Raw genomic sequence first — 23834 nt, forward strand, 5'->3', positions numbered from 1 at the left:
GAACATCGGTTGCCGCGCCGATGCCCCTTGCCGCCTGTTGAGATGGCTCAGTCTTTAGCAGAGCTTCTCTTTCACCTTCGGGCCAACCGCACCAAAATCCATCTGGCCGGTATATTTACCTTTGAGCTCTCCCATGATCTTGCCCATGTCACGGATCGAGCTTGCGCCGGTGTCGCTGATCACCCTGTCGATGGCGGCATCCACCTCGTCGTCATCCATTTGCCGGGGCAGGAACTCCTCGATCACCTCGATCTCACTCAGTTCCCGCTCGGCCAAGTCCAGACGCCCGCCTTCTTCGTAGGCGCGCGCGCTTTCCTTGCGCTGCTTGGTCATTTTTCCGAGGATCGCCAGAATCTCCGCGTCACCGATCTGGCCGTTACCATCGGCACCCCGCAATGCGATTTCCTGATCCTTGATAGCTGCGTTGATCAGCCGCAACGTCGTAAGGCGATCGGCCGCCTTGTCCTTCATCGCTTGTTTCAGGGCCGTATTGACCCGTTCATGCATGTCCATACCATTCATCCCATTGGTTGGTCACAAGATACTCATCCTATATAAATCGGAAAAAAGAGGCAACCACTTGTCGTTAAGTGTTAACCCTTATTTTATTGGCTTTTTGGGGTGTGTCTTGGGTCTTGACCCTGACCTGACACATCCTTAGGTTCGCGACAATTTGCACAGCCGGAGATTCCCCGTCATGGCGCATGCCCCGCAGCCTCATCCGACCGCTTGCCTGGCTCTTGCGGACGGAACAATATTCTACGGTCGCGGCTTTGGCGATACCGGAGAAACCATTGCCGAACTATGCTTCAACACCGCGATGACCGGTTACCAGGAGATTATGACCGACCCGTCGTATGCCGGGCAGATTGTGACCTTCACCTTCCCCCATATCGGTAATACCGGGGTCAATCCCGACGATGATGAGACCGCCGATCCCGTGGCCGCGGGCATGGTGGTGAAATGGGACCCGACGGAACCAAGCAACTGGCGGGCGACGGAAGACCTGTCTGCGTGGTTAGCGCGCCGGGGCCGGATCGCAATCGGCGGTGTGGATACCCGCCGCCTGACCCGTGCCATCCGGCATCAGGGCGCGCCGCATGTGGCGCTTGCTCACGATCCCGAGGGTAAATTTGATACGGCCGCTTTGGTCAGTATGGCGCGCGGTTTTGCGGGGCTGGAAGGCATGGATCTTGCCAAGCAGGTCACCTGCGCGCAATCCTATCGCTGGGATGAAATGCGGTGGGCATGGCCCGACGGATACTCCCGCCAGAAAGACCCCAAGCACAAGGTCGTCGCGGTGGATTACGGCGCCAAGCGCAATATCCTGCGCTGCCTGGCCAGTGCGGGTTGCGAGGTGACCGTGCTGCCGGCCACCGCCACCGCAGAGGATGTGTTGGCGCATGATCCAGACGGGGTTTTCCTGTCAAACGGTCCGGGCGATCCCGCCGCCACCGGCGAATATGCCGTGCCGATGATCCGGGGCATTCTGGAAAAAGGCCTACCGGTCTTCGGCATTTGTCTGGGCCACCAGATGCTTGCGCTGGCGCTTGGCGCCAAGACGGTCAAGATGAACCACGGTCATCACGGTGCCAATCATCCGGTGAAAGAGATTGAGACCGGAAAGGTCGAAATCACCTCGATGAACCACGGGTTCGCGGTGGACGGTCAGACCTTGCCGGACGGCGTGATCGAAAGCCATGTTTCGCTTTTCGACGGTTCGAATTGCGGCATCAGGGTAGAGGGCCGACCGGTCTTTTCGGTGCAGCATCACCCCGAGGCAAGCCCCGGTCCGCAGGACAGTTTTTATCTCTTTGAACGGTTTGCAGAATCCATGAGCTGAGCTGGTGCGGACTTTTTAATCTTCCGTTAACCTGTTGTTTACGCATCATTAACCAAGGTGAAAGAAACTCCCCTCCGGTGAATTCGGTAAGGAGTAGCCTATGGGTATTTCAGAACTGCGACAGTTGGAAACGCAGCCGCTGAAGATTGCCGGGTCGCGCAATTCTCTGGAAAGTGATCTTGTAAGGACCGGTGCGATATCCCAACGGGACGCGGCGTTGGCTCAGTTGGTAGGGCGGCATTGTGATACGTCACTTGATCGTATCTTGCGCGCCGAAGGGTTGGCCTCGGAAGACGATCTGCTCAGTACCCATGCCAAACGCCTGAAAAGCCGCGCGCTCAGCCCGCAGGAATTGCAACAGACAATGCCGCTTGCCACGGAGCTAGAGGCGAAAAGCCTTTTGAAATATGGGATTTTGCCGTTTGCCGATGAACGCGGTCGCCCCACGGTCGCCGTCAGTAACCCTGATGAATTCCGCGCGGTGCTTTCGGATCTGCCCTTCGAGATTGCCAGCGCGCAACTGGTTGTCGGTTCGCGGGCCGCCATTCAGGAAACCGTCGCCTGCCGCCACCGCGAGGCGTTGACCGAGGCAGCACAGGCCCGCGTGCCGGTGATCGAAAGCTGCCGGAACTGGGGTCATACTTTTGGCAGGCGGTTGGCTTTCACGCTGACATGCCTCTTTGCGCTGACAGGGTTGACGCTGGCCTTTCCCACTCTCGTTTTCGGAGGGTTCGTCCTGTGGGCCGCGTTTACTCTTTTGGTGGCGGCGGCGCTGAAGACCTCGGCTTTTGTTGCCAGCGTGACCAATCGCGACGTAGCCGAAGAAATCAGCAATCCCAATCAACGCCTGCCGAAAGTTTCGATCCTCGTGCCGCTTTTCCGCGAGACCGAGATCGCCCATGCGCTGATCGCGCGGCTGACCCGGCTGACTTATCCGAAATGCCTGCTGGATGTAATTCTGGTGATGGAAGAAGAGGATGAGACCACCCGCAAGACGCTGGCCGAGATTGACCTGCCGCCGTGGATACGCCCGGTGATTGTGCCCGATGGCGCACCTCGTACTAAGCCACGCGCCATGAACTACGCTCTGGATTTCTGCCAGGGGGATATCATTGGTATTTTCGATGCTGAAGACGCGCCCGATCCGGATCAGATTACCATTGTTGCCCGGCGTTTTCAGACCGCACCGGATGATCTGGTCTGCCTGCAGGGCGTTTTGGACTATTACAACCCGCGCCAGAACTGGCTGGCGCGTTGCTTTACGATCGAGTATGCGACCTGGTTCCGGATGATGCTGCCCGGGTTGGCGCGGTTGGGATTTGCTATCCCGCTGGGCGGCACGACCCTGTATTTTCGTCGTGACGCGTTGGAAAAATTGGGCGGTTGGGACGCTCATAACGTGACCGAAGATGCCGATCTGGGCTTCCGGCTGGCGCGGCACGGCTACCGGACCGAGATGATCAACACCGTGACCGAGGAAGAGGCGAATTGCCATCCCTGGGCCTGGATCAAGCAGCGCTCACGCTGGCTGAAAGGGTATATGACCACCTATCTGGTGCATATGCGGCGGCCCGCGCTTCTTTATCGGCAGTTGGGCGCATGGAAATTCCTTGGATTTCAGGCCCACTTTGTCACGGCGCTCTCGCAATTTCTGCTGGCGCCGTTTCTGTGGTCTTTCTGGCTGGTCCTTCTGGGGTATGGGCACCCGCTGGATCAGGACTTGCCGCATTCGTTACTGGTGGCGCTGGGCAGCATGTTCCTGATGGTCGAGGTGCTGAACATCGCGATCCATGTAACCGCCGTATCCGGGCGAAAGCACAAACACCTCATGGCCTGGGCGCCCACGATGCATTTCTATTCGCCCCTCGGTGCGATAGCGGCCTACAAGGCGCTCTACGAGCTTGTTCTGAAACCATTTTCTGGGATAAAACCACTCACGGACTATCACCAGCCGCCGTGGCACCGCCGCCGTCAGACGATACTCTCGACCTCGCCGGAATCGAGTTTGAGCCGCGTCACGAACGCCTTTGAGATATGCGCCTTGAGCGCGCTTCCCGCCGTTTCGGGATCGCGTTCCGCGATGGCCGACACGATCGCCTGATGTTCGTCCAACGCATCCTGATCGCGACCTACCGCCGCCAGTGAGGTCGTCGCCATCAGGGCCATTGACTGGTGCACAAGGCCAAGCTGCTGCACCAGAAAACGGTTATGCGAGGCCAGATGAATCTGCTTGTGAAAGCGCCGGTTGGCGCGCGCCAGTCTGGTCGGATCACCCATCAGTTTGCGGTCGTCCTCGACCATATCCTGCAAGACGCGTATCTCTTCATCAGTGGCGTGGCGGGCGGCCAGATTTGCGGCCAGCGCCTCAAGCTCGGCGCGCACGACGTAGAGTTCGGCCAGCTGATTATGATCCAGCGACGACACGATCAGGCTGCGCCCGTCCCGGGTCAGCAAGGATTGAGTCTCAAGTCGCTGAAGCGCCTCGCGGATCGGGGTGCGGGAAACGCCGAACTGATCTGCAAGATCGCTTTCAACCAAGCGGTCTCCAGGTTTGTAAGTGCCCATGTCGATCGCTTCGAGGATCAGCGTATAGGCGTCTTTCTGCGGCGTTTTCATCGGTCAATTGGCCCTTGTGATCAATGTTAGGGCGACCCTAGCCATGCTTTGGCCCTGCAATCAAGTCTTGGCGATTGCACCCATTGTCGCGGCAGCCTAGTTTGCCGCCATGCCAGCACAGTATTTCGATCATGTGGGCGCCTGGGTTTTCGACCTGGACAATACGCTCTATCCGCCACAGGCGCGCCTCTTCGATCAGATTGAGGTGAAGATGACGCAATATGTCATGCAGATACTCAATGTGAATCGTGCCGAGGCGGATCGCTTACGCAACAAATACTGGCGTGAACATGGCACCACGCTGGCGGGGTTGATGCAAGAACATGACATCGACCCCGATCCTTATCTGGTGGCTGTGCATGAAATCTCTCTCGATCATCTGGAGCCTGACGCCCAGTTGAGCGATCACATCCGCGCGCTGCCAGGGCGCAAGATCGTCTACACCAATGGCTGCGCGCCTTACGCCGAGCGGGTGATTTGCAGGCGCGGTCTCACGGGCGTCTTTGATGCGGTCTACGGCGTTGAACATGCAGATTTTCTGCCCAAACCGCAGCATGAAGCGTTTGAGCGGATCTTCACACGCGACGGGGTAGACCCGCGCGGCGCGGCCATTTTCGAGGACGAGGTGCGCAACCTCAAAGCGCCTCACGCGATGGGCATGCAGACCGTGCATGTCGCGCCCGAGCCGGAGCATCACGCCCATATCCATCACCATACGGCCGACCTGACCGGGTTTCTGGGGCGACTACTGTGACAGGCTGCCGCTTGGAAACCGTCTGCCCGATGCGATATGTCGGATGCAGGGGATAGGTGTGATGATCAGCTTCGATTACGATATTGTTGTCTCGGGCGGGGGTGTCGCCGGCCTGACGGCGGCCTGCGTTTTTGGCGCGGAAGGGTTCTCGGTACTCTGCCTCGACCCGGCACCGCCAATCACCGAGCGTGATCAATCCGGGTCTGATCTGCGGACAACAGCCTTTTTGCAGCCCGCACAGGCACTGCTTGAGCGCGCCGGGTTGTGGACGCGTCTGGTGCCCTTTGCCGCCGATCTTCAGGTCATGCGGATCGTCGATGCCGGGGGCGAGGAGGTCGCGCCGCGCCTGACCAAAGAATTCGATGCAGCGGAGATTTCCGACAAACCGTTTGGCTGGAACCTGCCCAACTGGCTGCTCCGGCGTGAAATGGTTGCCCGGCTGGAGGATTTGCCCAATGTGAAGTTCCGGCCCGGGACCGGCACAGTAAGCCTGTTCACCCGCGAGGGCGAGGCGCGGGTCGGGCTGAGCGATGGCAGCCGCGTGCGCTGTCGTCTGGTGATTGCCGCTGACGGACGCCATTCGCCGATGCGCGAGGCGGCGGGAATTGACGTGAAAACAACCCGGTATGGGCAAAAAGCGCTTGCCTTTGCGGTCACCCATGCGATCCCGCATGGCAATGTCTCGACCGAGGTTCATCGCTCGGGTGGGCCGTTCACGCTGGTGCCACTGCCGGATCACGAGGGGCGGCCGTGCTCTGCCGTGGTCTGGATGGAAGAAGGTGCCGAGGTGCAGCGCCTGGCCGCTCTGCCGGAGCCCGACTTCGAGGCGGCGATGAACGCGCGCTCCTGTCTGCTTTTCGGGCCGCTGAGATTGGTCTCGCGCCGAACCGTCTGGCCGATCATCAGCCAGATCGCCCCAAAACTCTATGCCGAGCGTCTGGCGCTGGTGGCGGAGGCCGCGCATGTGGTGCCGCCCATCGGCGCGCAGGGGTTGAACATGTCGCTGGGGGACATGCGGGTGCTGCTGGAACTGGCAGAGGCGGCACCCGACCGGCTGGGTGATCTGGATATGCTGGAAACCTACCACCGCCGCCGTCATGCGGAAGTGCAGGCACGGTTAGCGGGGATCGATCTGCTTAACCGCGCCTCGATGATGCGCGCCCAACCCCTGCGCGATGCGCGCGCGATGGGGCTGAACGCAATCTATGGCCTTGCACCGGTACGCAAATCCCTGATGCAGCTTGGACTCGGGGTGCACTGAGAGATGCTGAAAGCGGCCCGCGGGCATTGGCAACTGGGCGTGTTGACGGCACTGATCGCGGTGTTCTGGTTTACGCCGATGGTCACGCCGCTCAAGATCCTCGTCGTGTTCATGCACGAGATTTCGCATGTCGCCGCAGCCTTGCTGACCGGCGGGTCGGTCGAAAGCCTGACGATCAATCCGCATCAAGGCGGGATGGTGATCTCGCGCGGGGGCAGCCGGTTTCTGACCCTGAATGCGGGCTATACCGGCTCTTTGCTTTTTGGCGTCGCGCTGGTGCTGCTGGCCGTGCGCACCCATTGGGACCGGACCGTGCTGGGCGGGTTGGGCGCGCTGCTACTGGTGGTCACGGGATTCTACGTGCGCGACCTCTATGCGGTGGGGTTTGCCCTGACGACCGGGGTACTTATGCTGGCCACGGCCCGCTTTCTGCCTCGCGACGTCAATGACCTGATCCTCAGGATGATCGGCCTCACCAGCATGATCTATGTGCCGATTGACATCTACAGCGATACGATCATCCGGTCTTATCTGCGCTCGGACGCGCGCATGCTGGCCGAGGAATTCGGCGGTGCGACCCTGCTCTGGGGCGGGTTGTGGATGGCGATCAGCCTTGTGGTGATTGTCCTGACCCTGCGCCGAGGATTGGGCCGCGACAGCAATATCCGGCTGCGTGGCCTCTGACCGTCAGAGAACCTTGTCGAAGACGTCCTCGAGCCGTTTCAGGGCGGCGGGTACATCATAGAGCTTATCAAGGCCAAAGAGTCCTAGCCGGAAGGTGCGGAACCCTTCAGGTTCGTTGCATTGCAGCGGAACGCCCGCGGCGATCTGCATGCCCTCGGCGGCGAATTTCTTGCCCGTCTGGATGTCGGGATCATCCGTATAGCTGACCACGACGCCCGGCGCGCCAAAACCCTCGGCGGCGACCGACTTTACCCCACGACTGGCGAGCATCGAACGTACGCCATTGCCCAGTTCCCATTGGGCCTCGCGCAGTTTTTCAAAGCCGTAGGCCTTGGTTTCCAGCATCGTATCGCGGAAGGCACGCAGCGCGTCGGTGGGCATGGTGGCGTGATAGGCATGTCCGCCATTTTCGTAGGCCTGCATGATCGAATGCCACTTTTTCAGATCTATCGCGAAGCTGTTGGATTGCGTGTTTTCCATGCGTTTGACGGCACGGTCCGACATCATCACCAGACCCGCCGATGGCGAGGCAGACCAGCCCTTTTGCGGGGCAGAGATCAGCACATCGACGCCGGTGGCCTTCATGTCGATCCAAGCGCAGCCCGAGGCGATGCAATCCAGTACCATCAGCGCGCCTACCTCATGCGCGGCTTCTGCCAGGGCGGTCATGTAATCATCGGGCAGGATCAGCCCGGCCGAGGTTTCCACATGCGGCGCAAAGACGACATCGGGTTTGGCCTCGCGGATCTTGGCGGTGACCTCTTCAATCGGGGCAGGGGCAAAGGGTTCGACATCGCCATTACCTGTCTGACGCGCCATACAGACGGTAGTGTCAGCAGTGAACTGCCCGGCGTCAAAGATTTGCGTCCAGCGATAGGAAAACCAGCCATTCCGGACAATCAACGCGTGGGCATCGGCGCCGAACTGGCGGGCGACGGCCTCCATCCCGTAGCTGCCACCGCCGGGGATCAGGGCAACCGCATCGGCATTATAGACGGCCTTCAGCATGTCCGAGATGTCACGCATCACCTGCTGAAAACTGGCGGACATGTGATTGAGTGACCGGTCGGTGAACACGACCGAATATTCCAGCAATCCGTCGGGGTCGATGTGGTCAAGAAGGGCGGTCATGGCGATTTCTCCTAGATGCAGGCGTTTTCATCCGCATATCAGACTGAGCCGCAGGGGGCACCCTGAAAAGCCGCCAGTTTCACGCCGGTTTTCGACAGCTCAGCCGATCGGGCCGGGGCGACGCTCTTCGCTGAGAAGTACGTTGGCTTCAACATCACCTACGCCAGGTAACATCATGATTCTTCGTCTTAAAATTCGTTCAAAGTCTGAGATATCACGAGCCACGATGCGCAGGCGGTAGTCATAAACGCCCAGAATATGCTCGACCGTCTGCACCTCGGGGATGGCGGTTACGGCGCGTTCGAAATCCTCAAGGCTGACGCGGCCTTTGGTGGCAAGCTTTACCCCCAGGAACACCGTCACCCCGAAACCCAGCCTTTCGCGGTCCAGTTCCAGCCGCTGGCCCTTGATCACGCCACTGTCATGGAGACGGCGGATGCGCCGCCAGGTGGCGGGCTGCGACAGGCCCAGGCTGCGGCCCAGGGCGCTGGCGGACTGGGTGGCGTCCTGGCTCAGCGCACGCAGGATCAGGCGGTCGGTGGTATCCAGTTCGATCATATCGGCAGCACCTCGTCCGATTTGATCCGCGCCACATGCATCAGCGCTTCGATATCGGCGATATCGGGCAGGGTCAGGATCGCACTGCGATAGATCTGCTGGTAATGCGCCATGTCCCGGGCGATTACCGACAGGCGCACATCGACGCGGCCAAGAAAGGTTTGAATTTCAATGACATCCGCCACGTCACGCGCGGCGGCCATAAACTCGTCAAAGGCGCGCGGCTGAGTCTTGTCAAGGGTGACGCGCAGCGAAACCTCAACCTCGTAGCCCATGGCCCGCCAGTCGATGACTGCACGATTGGCGAGGATGAAACCGGCCCCGATCATCCGGTCCAGCCGCCTTGCGCAGGTGGCGGGCGTCACACCGGCCAGTTCCGCCAGTTCGGCGGGACCAAGCGAGGCATCGTGCTGATAGTGCCTGAGAATGCGTCGATCGGTGTCATCTAGCATGTTTTTTTACCAAAATAGAATTTTAGAGAATGAATAATACAGCAAACGCTAAATTTAAATGGTTTTTGTCCGGAAAATCGCATGGAGGCAAGTAGATTGGTGTCAGATAAACTCTGAAGGAGAAAATCATGCGCGTTTATTATGACCGCGATTGCGATATCAACCTGATCAAGGACAAGAAGGTGGCCATTCTGGGCTATGGCTCGCAAGGCCACGCCCACGCGCTTAACCTGCGGGATTCAGGGGTAAAAAACCTTGTCGTTGCCCTACGCGAAGGTTCGGCCAGTGCCAAGAAGGCCGAAGGCGAGGGCCTGAAGGTGATGGGTATCGCCGAGGCGGCGGCCTGGTGTGACCTGATCATGTTCACCATGCCCGATGAATTGCAGGCCGAAACCTACAAGAAATACGTGCATGACAATATCAAACCCGGTGCGGCGATTGCTTTTGCCCACGGTCTGAACGTGCATTTCGGCCTGATCGAACCCAAGGAAGGCATCGACGTGATCATGATGGCGCCGAAAGGTCCCGGCCACACCGTGCGCGGCGAATACGTGAAAGGCGGCGGCGTGCCCTGCCTGGTGGCGGTTGACACGGATGCCTCCGGCAAGGCGCTTGAAATTGGCCTGAGCTATTGTTCGGCCATCGGCGGTGGACGTTCGGGCGTGATCGAAACCAACTTCCGCGAGGAATGCGAAACCGACCTCTTTGGTGAGCAGGCAGTTCTGTGTGGCGGTCTGGTCGAACTGATCCGCTGCGGTTTCGAAACTCTGGTTGAGGCGGGATATGCGCCGGAAATGGCCTATTTCGAATGTCTGCACGAGGTGAAGCTGATCGTCGATCTGATCTACGAGGGCGGCATCGCCAACATGAACTATTCGATCTCGAACACCGCCGAATATGGCGAATATGTCAGCGGCCCGCGGGTGCTGCCCTATGAGCAGACCAAGAAAGAGATGAAAGCCATCTTGACCGACATTCAGAAAGGCGCGTTTGTGCGTGATTTCATGCAGGAAAATGCGGTCGGGCAACCGTTCTTCAAAGGCACGCGCCGTCTGAACGATGAGCATCAGATCGAAGAGGTCGGCCGCAAGCTACGGGCGATGATGCCGTGGATTTCCGCTGGCAAGCTGGTGGATCAGGAAAAGAACTGACCGGGCGGTAAAAAATTTACCCTAATTCGATTGACCCCGGCCATCGGCTGGGGTCTTTACGTTTCAAAGGCAAGGCGGTGCACATGACCCCGATCAATCCCATTAACTGGCTAAAGCTGATTATCCTCGGCGTGATCTGGGGGGCGTCCTTCATGTTCGTGACCATCGCGCTCACGGGGGTGGGGCCCTATACGCTGGTGGCCACGCGGTTGACGCTCGGGGCGATCCTGCTTTTGGTCTTGTGCAGGATCAGGGGCATAGGCTTGCCGTCGCTTCGGCAGGAAAACGGCGCGAAAATCTGGATGTTCATTCTTGTGATGGGGCTCTTTTCCAACGCGATTCCTTTTTCGCTTTTGTCCTGGGCGCAGCTTTCCGTTGCGTCGGGGTTTGCCGGGGTCTGCATGGCGATTGTGCCGCTTTTTGTGCTGCCGCTGGCGCATGTGTTCGTCCCGGGGGAAACCATGGTGCTGCGTCGGCTGATTGGTTTCGCGATCGGCACCACCGGAGTGATCGTTCTGATCGGTAAATCCGCTTTCGTGTCGACCGGCAACGAGTTGGAATCACTGGCGCGATTGGCTTGCGTGGCCGCCGCCGCATGCTATTCGATGGGCGCCATCGCCACACGGCTTTGTCCCAAGGTCAACTTGCTGTCTCTGGCGGCGGGCGCATTATGCGTGGGCAGTGTGGTGACCTTACCGATGGCGCTGTATCTCGAAGGTTTGCCGGACGGTTTAGATGCGAAGGCCTTGTTCGCGCTGCTTTACCTTGGGCTTTTGCCAACGGGCGTGGCGCAGCTGGTGCTGACGCAGGTCATTCGTGATGCGGGGCCGGTTTTTCTGAGCCTGGTCAACTATCAGGTGCCGCTCTGGTCAATCTTTCTGGGTGCGCTCATCTTGGCCGAGCCTCTGCCGCCCAGCCTGCTTGTCGGTGGTGCGTTGATTTTGGCTGGTGTTGCGCTGAGCCAGCTGGGCGCGCTCCGGCGGCTTTTTGGTAAGGGATGATGGCGGGTTTCGCGCCCCGATAATAGGTTGGGTTTAATTGGCAAGGTTGGCCCTGAACGGACCTTGCGCCTTAGAAGTACTGCGCCGCGCGGTAGCCAGACCGCGAGGTGGCAATCCGACGGAGGTTGGATGCGCTTTATCCCAGCCAAATCCGAAGAACTTCCGAGCGTTGCGCCACCTCTCCAAATCGCCAGCCCTTGCGGGCGGTCTGGCGATCGCGCGGCGGCCCTACGGGCCTTGATTCCGCGCGGAGATTAAGATTGAAGGGCAGCTTCAGGCCAAACTCTATCAAGACAAGGTGCGTCGTACTAACATTATCCCGCTTCGCCCTCGGTCGCCGCACGCCAAAGCTTGATCGCCGCTGCGGTTTCGGCCACATCGTGAATACGCAGGATCTGCATGCCCTGGGCCACGCCTGCCAACGCCACGGCCAGCGAGCCGGGAACCCGTTCTGACGCCTCGGAAACTCCGCTCAGATCACCGATGAACCGTTTGCGCGACGCGCCCAGCAAAACCGGGCAGCCGAGCCCGTGAAAGAGCGAGAGGTTCTGCAGCAGCACCAGATTATGGGCGCGGGTCTTGCCGAAGCCGATGCCGGGATCGACGATGATCTGATGGCGGGGGATGCCGGCCTCCATCAGCGCCTCGGCCCGTTCCGAGAGCCAGTCATAGATATCCAGCGCGGGGTGATCGTAGCGCGGATCGTGCTGCATTGTCTCGGGGCGTCCCTGGGAATGCATGACACAGACGGGCAGGGTATGTTCCGCACAATAGGGCGCGAGGGCTGCGTCAAAGGTGAACCCTGCCACATCGTTGACCAGCGCAGCACCGGCATCATGGGCTGCCTGCGCCACGGCGGCTTTGCGGGTATCGATTGAAATGGGCACATCATGTGCGGCACGGATGGCCGTGATAACCGGGACGGTGCGGCTGATCTCATCATTTATGGGCACGGGTTCGGCCCCGGGGCGGGTGGACTCGCCGCCCACGTCGATCAAGTCGGCCCCGGCCGTGATCATGGCGCCGGTATGGACAATAGCCTGGTCCGGCGCGTTATGGCGGCCACCATCCGAGAAACTGTCGGGCGTGACGTTGAGGATGCCCATCAGTCGGGGCTGATCGAAGCTGAGGCCGCAGATCGACACACGCGGGGCGGTCAGGCGGTCTCGAACATCTTCAGGCAGGTTCGACGCGTGGATCAGGCGAGAGGTTCCGTCGCGGGTGATTTCTTCGGCCATGTCGAACCAGCACCAGCCGCCGGCGAGCGGCATGGCACCATTGGGTCGGACATGATCAGTGCGAGCGACAGGGCGATAGTAGCGGGTCATTTCTTAGTAGATATCATAGAAGAGGGCCAGGCGCTGCCCGGCGTCGCCGGGCAACATTGGCGCTGATGTATTTCTCATAGCCCGGATTGCGCGATGTCCTGCACCAGCACGGGAACCGGAGAATGCGAGGGGGGATGTTCACCGATCAACAGCAGGTCGGACGCGTCGATATGGCCCGAGAACCACGCCGCCAGCGCCACCGGATCGTTGGGCCCCACGGACGGCCCGTCAACCGCATCCAGCACGATCTTGGACGGGGCCCAGACACTGATCTGACCGTTCTTCATCGCCCAGTCGAGCTCGGTCCGGGTATCGACCACGACGCAGCGATCATCGCGCCCGGCCAACACCCAGGTGTTTTGTTCGATCGCCAGCAGATCAACCCGTCGCTGGGTCATCTTGTGGCCGGTCTTGGGGCTGTCGACATCGGGGCGGCCCACACAAAGGATCACCGGCTCGGCCCGGGCTTCAAGTTGGTCGATCCAGCGGGGCAGGTTGGGCGATCGGATAGCGGTATTGGTCAGAAACACCACATGCGGGTGCGGGGTCGTATCGGCATGATGCGCTATCGGCTTGGTTGCAAGATCATCGACCGAGCGGACGATCTCGACCCCAAGCGCACCAGGGCCGCGATCCAGTTTTTCGATCCGTACGAAGGTGCGCACGGCCTGCGGTTCCTGCAGAATACGTTCGGCGATGCGGCCCGCGAGGGTTTCAAGCAGGTTCAGGCGTTCTTCGGCCAGCTCGGCGGCGATCGCCTCGGTCACCCGGTCATAGGACAGGATGCGGTCCACATCGTCATCGACGGCGCCGGTGATCGGGCGCACCTCGACCACGACATTGAAGCAGATGCGCTGTGTGGTGCCGCGTTCGGCCTGAAACGCGCCGATTTCGACCTCAACAATGTGATCGCGCAACGAAATGCGATCCAGCGGTCCGTCGGGGGCCGTGGCATCGGCGCGTTCGGCAGGGTGCTCGAACGCCAGTCTGATTTCGTTGCTCATCTTGCCCACTCCAATCCGGGTGTCTTGGCGGCTTAACATGGGCCGGGGGGCACGTAAAAGGAGATTTCCGACAGGTTCGGGGGTGTCTGCGGCTGTTTTGGCCGATTGCACGACAAAGAGCACCCGCCGGACGGACCGGGGGCACAAGGGGCATGATCGTGTTGTGAGGCGGATGCGCGGGCGCTGACATGAGGTGCCGGATCGTCCGGCTGACGGAGCAATGTCCGCAAGAAGTGTCAGCGCCCGCGCCGGCAGCCCGGGTTTGAGGAAGAGGGGGCTACATCTTGCCGGGCGGCGGGTCGGGCGGGTCTGTTAGCGCTTCAGCCAGGCCGTCAATATCGCGGCTTTGAAAGAAGCGGCCGGACATCACACCCAAGTAAAAGGGCCATATCATCGGTGTCGTCCTCGCTGATGGACGGGTCAGATGGTCGTTTGCCGGCGGTGTGATCCGGCGCGGGACAACAGCGCCTGGGCGCCCCGGATCGCGTCGCGCAGGTGCAGGCGTTCCTGCTTGAGGCGTTTGATCAGAGAGGGGTCGCACCAGTTTCGCACCTGTTCGCGTGAGACCTTGTCATCCAGTTCGCGGTGGCGGCGGCGCAGCGCCTCGATCCGCATGGCAAGGGAACGGTGTGAGATTTTCCTCTCGGGCATCGGCAGTCTCCTGGGTTGGCGGGGCGCGGGATTGCGCCGCTGTGCCTTACATATCGGGGGTATTTTGAATTTTTTAATCCTATTGAAGATGAAATTTTGATCGGAAAAAGCTATCTAAGGTGCAAGTGAACGGAGGCCAGGGATGACCGATGAGATCACATTGCGCCAATTGCGCTGTTTTGCGGCGCTGGCTGAGGCGCGGCACTACCGACGTGCGGCGGAGCGGTTGGGGGTCAGCCAGCCATCGCTGAGCCAGCAGATCGTCAACCTGGAGGCGACGATGGGGCTGGAGCTGGTCGAGCGTGGGCGCCGCGGGGCGGTGCTGAGCCCGGCGGGGCGCGAGGTGCTGGCCAATGCCCGCCGGGTGCTGGACGAGGTGTCGGCGCTTGAGGCGCTGCCGCAGGCGCTGCGGCACGGGGCCGGGGGTACGATCCGGCTGGGCTCGACCCCGACGCTGGGCCCCTACATCCTGCCTTATGTGGTGCGGCGGCTGCGGCGGGAGTTTCCCGGCCTTAAGATCATCATCCGGGATGCCGCGCCGCTGGTCCTGCGCGATGAATTGCTGGCCGGGCGTCACGATCTGATCCTGACGCAACTGCCAGTGAATTCCGGCGATGTCGAGGTGGAACGCCTGTTTCGCGAACCACTGAAGCTGGTGGTGGCGCAGGATCATCCGCTGGCGTCGTGCGATGCCGCCGAAGATGCGGATCTGTCCGGTCAGGACATGCTGGCGCTGTCCAGCGCATATGTGCTGCACGAGCAGATTCGGAGCCTGTGCGACGAGGTGGGGGCGACGCTGCGGCAGGATTATGAGGGCACCAGCCTGGATGCGCTGCGGCAGATGACGGCGCTGGATATGGGCCTGTGCCTGCTGCCGTCGCTTTATGTGCTATCGGAAATCCCGGCGGAGCATGGCGATGTGGCGGTGCTTCGGTTCCGGCGCGATCGTTTTACCCGTTCGGTCGGGCTGGTCTGGCGCAGGCGCTCGGCTCATGGCGCGGTGATCGCGCGGGTGGCCGGGGTGATCCGCAGCGTGGCGCGTGACCGGTTTAGCGGCCACGTGACGGTGGAATAGCGGCGTTCAGCCGGCGCAGGCGGCGGCGAAATGTTCGCCAAAGAGCATGTCCCAGCTGCCGCCATAGCCGTTCAGCATCATCTCGGCCATGTCGCCGTAACCCTCCCAGTTGCTGTGCACCAGCTCGACCCGCGTGGTGCCGGCATCAATCGGGGTGAAGCTGACATCGACCTGTCCGGTCTGATCCGCCGGAAGCCCCATGTGGAAATCCAGTTGCAGGTGGGCATGCGGGTCGAACACCCGGAAGGTGCCCCAGTGATGTTCGACATCATCCGCTGCCAGTTCGACAATACGCCTCCCTTCGCGGGCATCGACACTCAGCGATTTCGCCGGGGCGCCCGCCTGCATCAGCGACATGGAGCGCTTGTCCAGCGGCCACCAGGAGGCCATGTCGACGAAGATTTCGAAGGCACGTTTCTGGGAGCAGGGAACATCAATGGTCTTCACGATGGAATCAAGCATAAGGGGCCTTTCAGTTGGCGGATTGGCGGCGAACTTCTGCGGCGTAGGCGCCAAGCGTGTCGTCCCAGAACCGGTCAAGATACGCCCGTAGCGCGATCAGCCCGGTCGGATCGAGCGCATAGATGCGGCGGGTGCCTTGCGGCGTTGCTTTGACCAGTCTGGCTCCGACGAGCACCTTGAGGTGCTGGGACACAGCCGGGCGGCTGACGGGCTGACCCTGCGCCAGATCGGCGACGCTTTGCGGTTTGACCGCCAGTGCCTCGAACACCGCTCGACGGGTCGGATCGGCAAGCGCGGTAATAGCATTATCGTAAGTCATAACTTACCGTAAGCCCATACTTACTAAATGTCAAACCCACCATGCCCGAGGGTTTCCCGTGCCGGACGCGTTAACGAAGTCTTTACTATTGTGTTGTGGCAGGAGGAGCGCTGACCTAGCCTCGTGGGGGTATTCTGTCTTTACGGAGATGATGTTTGTTATCCGCCCGGCATATTCTGTTTTCCGCGATTGCTGCACTGGCGGCCTGTGCGGAAGCGCCGGAAGAGCCTGCGTTTCGCGCCTTTGATCTGGAGCTGACCCAGCCGTCTCCCTACGCGAATTATCTGAGCGTCGCGCCCGGTGCGCGCGATGCGGCACTGCCCCGACCGGGGCAGATCAAAAGCCGTGGATTTTCACGGTATTTACGCGAAAAGACCGGCTGCGTTGTCGATAGCTCCCGCATGACCGCCACGCTTGGCAGTCGGAAGATGCCCGCCGGATACATGGTGCCGGTGATTTGCCCATAGGCGTTTTGCGCTTCGCTTGTTGCCGCCAGAATTCTCTGCGCTAAGTTAACGACCGTGTAACAAGTGCGGAGAAATGGTATGTCGAAAAGGAAGACAATCGCGCGCCACTTATCGCTGATCTGTGTTGCTACGGCGCTTTCGGCCTGTGCGCTTCCCAAAACCGACGTGGTGGCCCGGCTCGGGGCTGATCCGGTCACATCCGGCGGAACATATACTTCTGGTGGCGGGCTGACGGTGGCGGTTGATCTGCGCGAATGGCAAGGCCAGACTTTGGTCTGCGGTGTCTGGGCCAAGAGTCGCCAGCAATCTGTCCTGACTGCGCGTGCAGAACATCAGGTGCTGGGGTCCGGGGCGGTTTTTCTGGGGCAGGAGCGGTTTCTGAGCAATCTGCTCTACATGCGCCAGGTTGATCCGGCGCCATCCTATGGCGGGCGGGAGGCAAATTGCGCCAATACCGGTCGAGCGTGGCAAAGCTCGTACGCGACATTGCGGCCAACCATCAGAATTCCGCGGCAGGTTGTCGCCAATGAGTCCGATGGCCTTCTGGTTCTGGGCGGGCCGATCGTCAGGTTCCGCCAGACCGGGCCGGGCGCAGGTGACAGTTAAACGGGTTTGCCGGGGTACACCCAATGCCCGGCGCTTTTACTGGCGGCTGATCCAGTCGATAAAGGTATCGACAATGGCTGAAGGCTCTTTACGGTGTGGGCGGGCCAGGAAATAACCATAATCGGACAGTTCAACTGACGACAGCCGAAAAAGCCTCGCGTCGTTCAGTTCCCGGCTGACAAGCCTGTCCATCAGGGCGATCCCCTGTCCGTCAATCACGGCCTGCACCCGAACGTTCGGATCGGGAATGATCAGCGTGTCACGGCGGGACTGGTGAGGCAAACCGGCAGCGTTCAACCAATCGGTCCATGCGTTGCTGTCGTCGTGGTCACGTAGCAATGTGAGTTTGCTGATCGCGTTTTTCACGCCGTCGTTCTTGACCAGTTGAAATGCCCTGGCGTCCCCGACAGGAAAAGCGGGCAGGGGCAGGAAAGCGGTGATCGTCGCGTCCTGCCAGTTTCCATTACCCCAGCGGATTGCAATGTCGACCCCCTGCGCCTCCAAGTCGAACAGCCGGATCATCGGCTGGATGCGCAACCGAATATCGGGGTGTTCCTGCATGAACGACATCAGGCGGGGCGACAGCCAGTGGGCAGCGAAATAGGTCGATACGCCGACGGTCAGAGATCTCGATGCGGGCCCTCTGAACATGTGCAGCTCCGTTTCGATGGTCTGATAGTGCGATTGGCAACTGGCCAGAAGGTGACGGCCTTCCCGCGTCAGTTCCACCCCGCGCGGTTTGCGCCGGAATAGCGGGATGCGCAGATCGGCCTCAAGCGTTTTGATCTGATAGCTGATCGCCCCCTTGGTCATATTCAGCGCATCGGCGGCATCCGAGAAGCTTGGGTATCGGGCGATCTCGATGAACAGTCGAAGCAGGTCGTGATGGTGAAATTCAACTGGCATGACCTTAGCGTACAATTTATTTGAACGCAGCGGAAAGAAATTTTCGATTTGCCGCGGCAGATAATTCCACCAAACAAGGGTAAGAGGAAATCGTGCCGGAGTAAGTCGCGTTGGAAAATCTCGACGCCAATGTCAATCAAACCCAGAATGGCAGAGCGCGCCGGGGCCGTCTGTCACGACACAACACGCCCAACGATGCGCCTGTGTTCGAGGGGCGCAAGATCCCTGCATATGAATTGCTGGACGCGCCGTCGCTGGCCCGTATCGAAGATCAGGCAGACTGGATATTGAGCGAGATAGGTATCGAATTTCGGGGCGATGACATCGCGCTTGATCTGTTTGCGGCGGCTGGCGCCACGGTGGACGGCGCACGGGTGCGCTTTGTACCGGGTCTTGCCCGTGAGTTGTGCGCAACAGCGCCGACGCAGTTCGACCTGCACGGGCGCGATCCCGGCAACACCGTCACGCTGGGCGGCGACAATGTTGTTCTGATGCCGGGCTATGGCTCTCCTTTCGTAACCGATCTTCAGGCGGGACGGCGCTATGCGACGTTGAAGGATTTCCGGAATTTCGTGAAGCTTTCCTATGCCTCACCCTGGCTGCAGCATTCGGGCGGCACTATTGTCGAGCCGACAGATGTGCCGGTGAACAAACGCCATCTGGACATGATGCTGGCGCATCTGACGCTATCGACCAAGCCGTTCATGGGGGGCGTTACATCCCCCGAACGGGCGCAGGACAGTATCGAGATGGCGCGCCTCGTCTTTGGTCGCGACTTCATGGATCGTCATGCGGTGATGCAGGCCAATATCAACGTCAATTCACCGCTGATCTATGATCACACCATGTCTGGCGCGTTGCGCGTTTATGCTGCTGCGAACCAGTGTGTCTGCGTATCGCCGGCGATCTTTGCCGGTGCCATGGGGCCGCTCTCGCCCGCGGCAGTGGCGGCCCAGACGCTGGCTGAGGCCATGGCTGGCATCGCGCTGGTACAGCTTGTCCGGCCCGGCTGCCCGGTCGTTTTCGGCAGCTTTCATTCGACGATGAACCTGAAATCCGGTGCGCTGACCTTTGGCTCGCCCGAGGCAAACATGACCACCATGGCGCTGTCGCAGCTAGGCCGTAGGCTTGGCGTGCCGACCCGATCGGGTGGCGGTCAGATCACGGCGGCGAACGCGCCTGACGGGCAGGCCATGCAGGACAGCACCGGGGCGATGTGGGCCACGCTGCTGTCGGGTGCGCATCAGGTCTGGCATGCGGCTGGTTGGCTCGAAGGGGGCTTGGTCATGTCCTATGAGAAGTTCGTGATGGACCTCGACCATTGCGGTGCGATGCTGAAGATGCTGAACGGGTTCAGGACCGATGACGAAGCCTTTGGCAGGGACGCCTATCTTGAAACCGGACCGGGCGAGAACTTCCTGTCGACCAGCCACACGCTGCGCCACTACGCTTCGGCCAATTTTGCCCCAGCGACCCCCGAGGCCGGGCCTTACGAGATGTGGGTCGAAAACGGTGCTCTGACTGCCGATCAGCGGGCCGCGATCCGCTGGCGGCAGATGCTGTCCGAGTATCAGCAACCCGAAATGCCGAATGATATTGGCACCGCGCTCAGTGAATTCGTCGCCGAGCGTAAGGCGTCAATGCCTGACGAATGGTACTAGAAAGGAAGATAGATGACCGAAGAACTCAGCCGCACCTCCGCGCTTGCCTCGCGGCACACTGCCCTTGGATCAGGGTTGGAGGATTGGAACGGAATGGGCACCGCCTGGAGCTATCACAGCGATCCCAACGATGAACATGATGCGGTGCGCGAGCGGGCAGGGATGTTCGACATGTCGCCGCTGAAAAAGGTGTTTGTGCGTGGGGCTGACGCGCAAGCGGTTCTTGACCATCTGACGACACGCGACCTGGCGAAACTTGCGCCAGGCAAGGCCGCGTATCTTTGTGTCCTGACCGAGGCGGGCGGCATCGCGGATGATGCGATCGTGTCGAATAACGGCGGCGACGAATGGATGATCGTGCATGGGTCCGGCGATACGATGGCCTTGCTTGAGGCGTCGGCAGAGGGGCGCGATGTGACGCTGGAATTTTCCGATGCGCTGCATGATTTGTCGGTTCAGGGGCCCGCGTCGCTTGATATCCTGAATGCCCATTGCGATGCCGATCTTGCTGCTCTGGAATATTTCGAACATACGCCTGCCACGCTTTTCGGCCATGCCTGCCGGATTTCACGCACCGGGTATTCCGGCGAGCGAGGGTACGAGGTTTTTGCCGATGGTGCAGCCATCACCGATATCTGGGACAAGCTGGTCGAGGCGGGCGTGACGCCCTGTTCCTTTACTGCGCTCGATAAGGTCCGGATAGAGGCCGGACTGTTGTTCTACGGATATGACATGACCGAAGAGAACACCCCCTGGGAGGTTGGCCTTGGCTTCACCATCAGCGGGTCCAAAGGTGATTTTCGCGGCAAGGACGCCCTGATGGCCGCGAAGGGCAGCGAAAAGGTTAACAATGTCTGCCTGGATATCGACCATTCTGATATGGTTGAGGGGGGCGAGATCCTGTCGCTTGAAGGGGAAGAGGTCGGCGTGATCAACAGCCCTTGTTATTCGCACCGGCTGGGAAAGTCCCTTGCCCTTGCGCATATCAAACCGGGCATTGAGGTTTCCGCGCGGCTGCGCGTGTCAGGCGAGGGCATCGACACCACAGCAAGCGTGGTCTCAAGCCCGATCTACGATCCCGCCAAGTCGCGCACTCACGCCTGATCGGACTGGCATTCCGATCCGCGCTGCCAAGAAAAAACCCCCGGTCTTCACCGGGGGCCTTTTTTATTGTGTTGATAAGCCGTCGCTTAATGCGCGTGGCCCTTGTCCCATTCTTCCTGCTTCGGCAGGATCTCGAACGTGTGTTCGGGCGGGGGTGAGGGCAGGGTCCATTCCAGCGTGTCAGCGTACTCGTTCCACGGATTGTTCTCGGTCACCCGTGCGCCGCGCAGTAGCGTGTAGGCGACAATGCCGAAGAAGAACACGAAGGACGCAAAGCTGAGGAAGGCGCCGATCGATGACCACCAGTTCCAGGGCGCGAAGGCCTCGGGGTAGTCGATGTAGCGGCGCGGCATGCCCTGACGGCCCAGGAAGTGCTGTGGAAAGAAGGTCAGGTTTGCACCGATGAACATCGCCCAGAAATGCAGCTTGCCGGCCCATTCGGGGTACATCCGCCCGGTCATCTTGGGGAAGTAGAAATACATGCCCGCAAAGATGGCGAAGACGGCACCCAGGCTCATCACATAGTGGAAGTGTGCCACGACATAGTAGGTGTCGTGATAGGCACGGTCGATGCCGGCCTGGCTAAGCACGATGCCGGTCACGCCGCCCACGGTGAAGAGAAAGAGGAAGCCAAAGGCCCAGAGCATGGGCGTCTTGAATTCGATCGAGCCGCCCCACATTGTGGCGATCCAGCTGAAAACCTTCACGCCGGTGGGCACCGCGATCACCATCGTCGCCAGCATGAAGTAGCTTTGCTGGGTCAGCGACATGCCTACGGTGTACATGTGGTGCGCCCAGACGACGAAGCCAAGGAAGCCGATGGCGATCAGCGCCCAGACCATCGGCAGGTAGCCGAAGACCGGTTTGCGCGAGAAGGTCGCGATGACGTGGCTGATGATGCCGAAGCCCGGAAGGATGATGATATACACCTCCGGGTGGCCAAAGAACCAAAGTATGTGCTGGTAGAGGATCGGGTCGCCGCCGCCTGCGGGATCAAAGAAGGTCGTCCCGAAGTTGCGGTCTGTCAGAAGCATGGTGATGGCGCCCGCCAGAACCGGCAGCGACAGAAGAATCAGCCATGCAGTGACGAAGATCGACCACGAGAATAGCGGCACCTTGAACAGTGTCATGCCGGGCGCGCGCATGTTCAGGAAGGTGGTGATCATGTTGATCGCGCCAAGAATCGAGCTTGCGCCCGAAACGTGCACAGCGAAGATCGCCAGGTCCATCGACATGCCCTGTTCGGTCGTGGAAAGTGGCGGGTAAAGCACCCAGCCGACGCCTGAGCCTAGCTGGCCGTTACCACCCGGGCTGAGCAACGAGGCGACACCCAGCGACGTCCCGGCAACATAGAGCCAGAAGCTGAGGTTGTTCATCCGCGGGAATGCCATATCGGGCGCACCGATCTGCAACGGCATGAAATAGTTGCCAAAACCACCGAAAAGCGCCGGAATCACCACAAAGAACATCATCAGAACGCCGTGATAGGTGATCATCACGTTCCAGAGATGCCCGTTGGGGGTACATTCACCTGCGGCAGCGGCGAAGAACCGAGCGCCTTCAAGGCACATGTACTGAACGCCCGGCTCCATCAGTTCGAGCCGCATGTAAACGGTAAACGCGACCGAGATCAGACCGACGAACGCCGATACGACCAGGTAGAGGATACCGATATCCTTGTGGTTGGTGGACATGAACCAGCGCGTGAAAAAGCTGCGCTCGTCATGATGATCGTGGCCGTGAATGGCTGCATCTGCCATTGAGTGCCTCCTGCTGTCATTAAGTACAGGGCGCGCAAACACATGTCACACACCCGTGATCCTTTCTGGTTTTAGAACGAGGAGGGGGGCGGAGCAATGTCCGAATTTGACGCAGATCAATTATTTTGTCGCAGCGGTGGCAAGGAGGCGAGGTAAATTCCGATTTGCTCGACGGATTTCGACCTTAGTTGCCCGGCCTGCGGCGAAATCCGTGGCGTACTGAGTGTGACCGCAGGCAAAAGAAAATGCCCCGCAGACCTAGCTCGCAGGACCCGTTTGCGGCGGTGATTGCAGAAACCGCAAAATGAAAGTCGCACCCGTTGATGTCGGCTGTCACGCCCGATCGGGAAACTCTGTAATAACGATCGTTGCGCCCTGGACCTGACCATTCTCTACAAAATACGGGGAACAGCTAAGTTTGATGCGGCTGTCCCCGGCGTCGAATTCCCGCTCGATGGTTTCGCCCATCTGCAACGCCTCACTACAGATTGGCGCAAGGCTCGGATACCCTTCGGGAAGCGCGCACTGACTGATATGTGGCGATCCCAGTGGGCGTCTTATGTCGAAGATTTCTATCGCGGGCTTGGTAGCTTGTATGATCTGAAAAGCGCTATCAACCACGATGATGGCAAGCGGTGTGCTTTCCAGCACGGATGTCAACTCTCCGGTGCGGCCAATCAGCTCGGAGGCGGTGACCTGAAGCTCTTCGTTGACGGTAATCAGTTCTTCGTTGGTTGACTGCAATTCTTCGTTCGACGTCTCCAGCTCTTCGTTAGAAGCCTGCAATTCCTCGTTGGTTGATTGCAGTTCTTCGTTCAGGGATTGCAGTTCCTCATTGGATGTTTCCAACTCCTCGATGGTTTGCTGCAAGGCCTCACGTGTGGACGCGACCTCGGATTCCAGATAGCGCATCCGCTCGACCACGACCGAATCTTCGAGATCCTTGAGATCCGATTCGACGAGTGTCTTGTGTGGATGTCTCCTGCATAGCAAGACTTTTTTGAGTTGAAGTGTGCTGTTTGTCAGATGCGGTCTTGTGT

At 60.0% G+C, this 23834-nt stretch carries 24 protein-coding genes and 1 pseudogene; 12 read left to right on the forward strand and 13 right to left on the reverse strand.

Annotated elements, in window-relative coordinates; all coding sequences use genetic code 11:
- Positions 1-54 precede the first annotated feature (54 nt).
- Positions 55-513: a GatB/YqeY domain-containing protein gene (locus LC334_RS19990; protein ID WP_085802161.1), complete on the reverse strand. Its 459-nt coding sequence runs from the start codon at positions 511-513 to the stop codon at positions 55-57.
- A gap of 184 nt (positions 514-697) precedes the next feature.
- Between LC334_RS19990 and carA the strand changes: the two genes are divergently transcribed.
- Together carA and LC334_RS20000 are read left to right on the forward strand one after the other, a co-directional pair.
- Positions 698-1843, forward strand: coding sequence for a glutamine-hydrolyzing carbamoyl-phosphate synthase small subunit (gene carA / locus LC334_RS19995; RefSeq protein WP_085802121.1), 1146 nt, complete (start codon positions 698-700; stop codon positions 1841-1843).
- 364 nt (positions 1844-2207) lie between these two features.
- Positions 2208-3482, forward strand: a pseudogene (locus tag LC334_RS20000) (glycosyltransferase); the annotation flags it as partial.
- Positions 3483-3814: 332 nt separating this feature from the next.
- Here the strand turns inward: LC334_RS20000 and LC334_RS20005 are convergent.
- A complete protein-coding gene (locus LC334_RS20005) occupies positions 3815-4459 on the reverse strand; it encodes a GntR family transcriptional regulator (protein WP_085802120.1) in 645 nt (214 codons plus the stop codon).
- 109 nt (positions 4460-4568) lie between these two features.
- On the opposite strand from LC334_RS20005, the gene LC334_RS20010 reads away from it, so the two are divergent.
- The 3 genes from LC334_RS20010 (at position 4569) to LC334_RS20020 (ending at position 7158) form a co-directional block, all read left to right on the forward strand.
- On the forward strand, positions 4569-5213 hold the full coding sequence (locus LC334_RS20010) for a pyrimidine 5'-nucleotidase (protein ID WP_085802119.1): 645 nt from the start codon (positions 4569-4571) through the stop codon (positions 5211-5213).
- A gap of 61 nt (positions 5214-5274) precedes the next feature.
- Positions 5275-6474, forward strand: coding sequence for a UbiH/UbiF family hydroxylase (locus LC334_RS20015; protein WP_176237768.1), 1200 nt, complete (start codon positions 5275-5277; stop codon positions 6472-6474).
- Positions 6475-6477: 3 nt separating this feature from the next.
- Positions 6478-7158 carry a M50 family metallopeptidase gene (locus tag LC334_RS20020; protein WP_085802118.1) on the forward strand — a complete coding sequence of 227 codons (681 nt, stop codon included), beginning with the start codon at positions 6478-6480 and terminating at the stop codon, positions 7156-7158.
- Positions 7159-7161: 3 nt separating this feature from the next.
- On the opposite strand, the gene LC334_RS20025 is transcribed toward LC334_RS20020, so the two are convergent.
- The 3 genes from LC334_RS20025 to LC334_RS20035 all read right to left on the reverse strand — a co-directional run bounded on the left by LC334_RS20025 (position 7162) and on the right by LC334_RS20035 (position 9299).
- Complete coding sequence (locus tag LC334_RS20025) at positions 7162-8289, reverse strand: aminotransferase class V-fold PLP-dependent enzyme (RefSeq protein WP_085802117.1); 1128 nt, start codon at positions 8287-8289, stop codon at positions 7162-7164.
- Between the two features lie 99 nt (positions 8290-8388).
- Positions 8389-8847, reverse strand: coding sequence for an Lrp/AsnC family transcriptional regulator (locus tag LC334_RS20030; protein WP_085802116.1), 459 nt, complete (start codon positions 8845-8847; stop codon positions 8389-8391).
- Positions 8844-9299 (reverse strand): Lrp/AsnC family transcriptional regulator, encoded by a 456-nt coding sequence (locus LC334_RS20035; protein ID WP_085802115.1) that lies wholly within the window; start codon positions 9297-9299, stop codon positions 8844-8846. Before LC334_RS20035 ends, LC334_RS20030 begins: the two co-directional genes overlap by 4 nt.
- A 128-nt stretch (positions 9300-9427) precedes the next feature.
- Between LC334_RS20035 and ilvC the strand changes: the two genes are divergently transcribed.
- Positions 9428-10450 (forward strand): ketol-acid reductoisomerase, encoded by a 1023-nt coding sequence (gene ilvC, locus LC334_RS20040; protein WP_085802114.1) that lies wholly within the window; start codon positions 9428-9430, stop codon positions 10448-10450.
- 83 nt (positions 10451-10533) lie between these two features.
- On the forward strand, positions 10534-11451 hold the full coding sequence (locus tag LC334_RS20045; RefSeq protein WP_085802113.1) for a DMT family transporter: 918 nt from the start codon (positions 10534-10536) through the stop codon (positions 11449-11451).
- Positions 11452-11765: 314 nt separating this feature from the next.
- Here LC334_RS20045 and folP read toward each other — a convergent pair whose 3' ends face one another.
- The 3 genes from folP to LC334_RS20060 form a co-directional block, all read right to left on the reverse strand.
- A complete protein-coding gene (gene folP, locus LC334_RS20050; protein WP_085802112.1) occupies positions 11766-12779 on the reverse strand; it encodes a dihydropteroate synthase in 1014 nt (337 codons plus the stop codon).
- 74 nt (positions 12780-12853) lie between these two features.
- Positions 12854-13783 carry a dihydroneopterin aldolase gene (locus LC334_RS20055; protein ID WP_085802159.1) on the reverse strand — a complete coding sequence of 310 codons (930 nt, stop codon included), beginning with the start codon at positions 13781-13783 and terminating at the stop codon, positions 12854-12856.
- Positions 13784-14203: 420 nt separating this feature from the next.
- Positions 14204-14434 carry a YdcH family protein gene (locus tag LC334_RS20060; RefSeq protein WP_085802111.1) on the reverse strand — a complete coding sequence of 77 codons (231 nt, stop codon included), beginning with the start codon at positions 14432-14434 and terminating at the stop codon, positions 14204-14206.
- A gap of 142 nt (positions 14435-14576) precedes the next feature.
- Between LC334_RS20060 and LC334_RS20065 the strand changes: the two genes are divergently transcribed.
- On the forward strand, positions 14577-15509 hold the full coding sequence (locus tag LC334_RS20065; protein ID WP_085802110.1) for a hydrogen peroxide-inducible genes activator: 933 nt from the start codon (positions 14577-14579) through the stop codon (positions 15507-15509).
- A 6-nt stretch (positions 15510-15515) separates the two neighbouring features.
- Here the strand turns inward: LC334_RS20065 and LC334_RS20070 are convergent, their stop codons facing one another.
- On the reverse strand, positions 15516-15971 hold the full coding sequence (locus LC334_RS20070) for an SRPBCC domain-containing protein (protein ID WP_085802109.1): 456 nt from the start codon (positions 15969-15971) through the stop codon (positions 15516-15518).
- Positions 15972-15981: 10 nt separating this feature from the next.
- Positions 15982-16290, reverse strand: a complete 309-nt coding sequence (locus LC334_RS20075; RefSeq protein ID WP_085802108.1) for an ArsR/SmtB family transcription factor — start codon at positions 16288-16290, stop codon at positions 15982-15984.
- 155 nt (positions 16291-16445) lie between these two features.
- Here LC334_RS20075 and LC334_RS20080 point away from each other — a divergent pair, with 155 nt between their 5' ends.
- Both LC334_RS20080 and LC334_RS20085 read left to right on the forward strand, forming a co-directional pair.
- Positions 16446-16757 carry a hypothetical protein gene (locus LC334_RS20080; RefSeq protein WP_085802107.1) on the forward strand — a complete coding sequence of 104 codons (312 nt, stop codon included), beginning with the start codon at positions 16446-16448 and terminating at the stop codon, positions 16755-16757.
- Positions 16758-16835: 78 nt separating this feature from the next.
- Positions 16836-17363 carry a hypothetical protein gene (locus LC334_RS20085; RefSeq protein WP_085802106.1) on the forward strand — a complete coding sequence of 176 codons (528 nt, stop codon included), beginning with the start codon at positions 16836-16838 and terminating at the stop codon, positions 17361-17363.
- Between the two features lie 36 nt (positions 17364-17399).
- On the opposite strand, the gene LC334_RS20090 is transcribed toward LC334_RS20085, so the two are convergent.
- The gene (locus LC334_RS20090; RefSeq protein ID WP_085802105.1) at positions 17400-18269 is read right to left on the reverse strand and encodes a LysR substrate-binding domain-containing protein; all 870 of its coding nucleotides are present in this window, start codon (positions 18267-18269) and stop codon (positions 17400-17402) included.
- Positions 18270-18379: 110 nt separating this feature from the next.
- On the opposite strand from LC334_RS20090, the gene LC334_RS20095 reads away from it, so the two are divergent.
- Both LC334_RS20095 and LC334_RS20100 read left to right on the forward strand, forming a co-directional pair.
- On the forward strand, positions 18380-19930 hold the full coding sequence (locus LC334_RS20095) for a trimethylamine methyltransferase family protein (RefSeq protein WP_085802104.1): 1551 nt from the start codon (positions 18380-18382) through the stop codon (positions 19928-19930).
- 12 nt (positions 19931-19942) lie between these two features.
- A complete protein-coding gene (locus LC334_RS20100; protein WP_085802103.1) occupies positions 19943-21034 on the forward strand; it encodes an aminomethyltransferase family protein in 1092 nt (363 codons plus the stop codon).
- 86 nt (positions 21035-21120) lie between these two features.
- Here LC334_RS20100 and ctaD read toward each other — a convergent pair whose 3' ends face one another.
- Together ctaD and LC334_RS20110 are read right to left on the reverse strand one after the other, a co-directional pair.
- Positions 21121-22794 (reverse strand): cytochrome c oxidase subunit I, encoded by a 1674-nt coding sequence (ctaD, locus tag LC334_RS20105; protein ID WP_085802102.1) that lies wholly within the window; start codon positions 22792-22794, stop codon positions 21121-21123.
- Positions 22795-23127: 333 nt separating this feature from the next.
- A partial coding sequence (locus tag LC334_RS20110) for a PAS domain-containing protein (protein ID WP_223413096.1) occupies positions 23128-23834 on the reverse strand: 707 nt, incomplete at its 5' end.

Source organism: Roseovarius aestuarii (assembly GCF_019966515.1).
In the GTDB taxonomy this organism is placed as follows: domain Bacteria; phylum Pseudomonadota; class Alphaproteobacteria; order Rhodobacterales; family Rhodobacteraceae; genus Roseovarius; species Roseovarius aestuarii.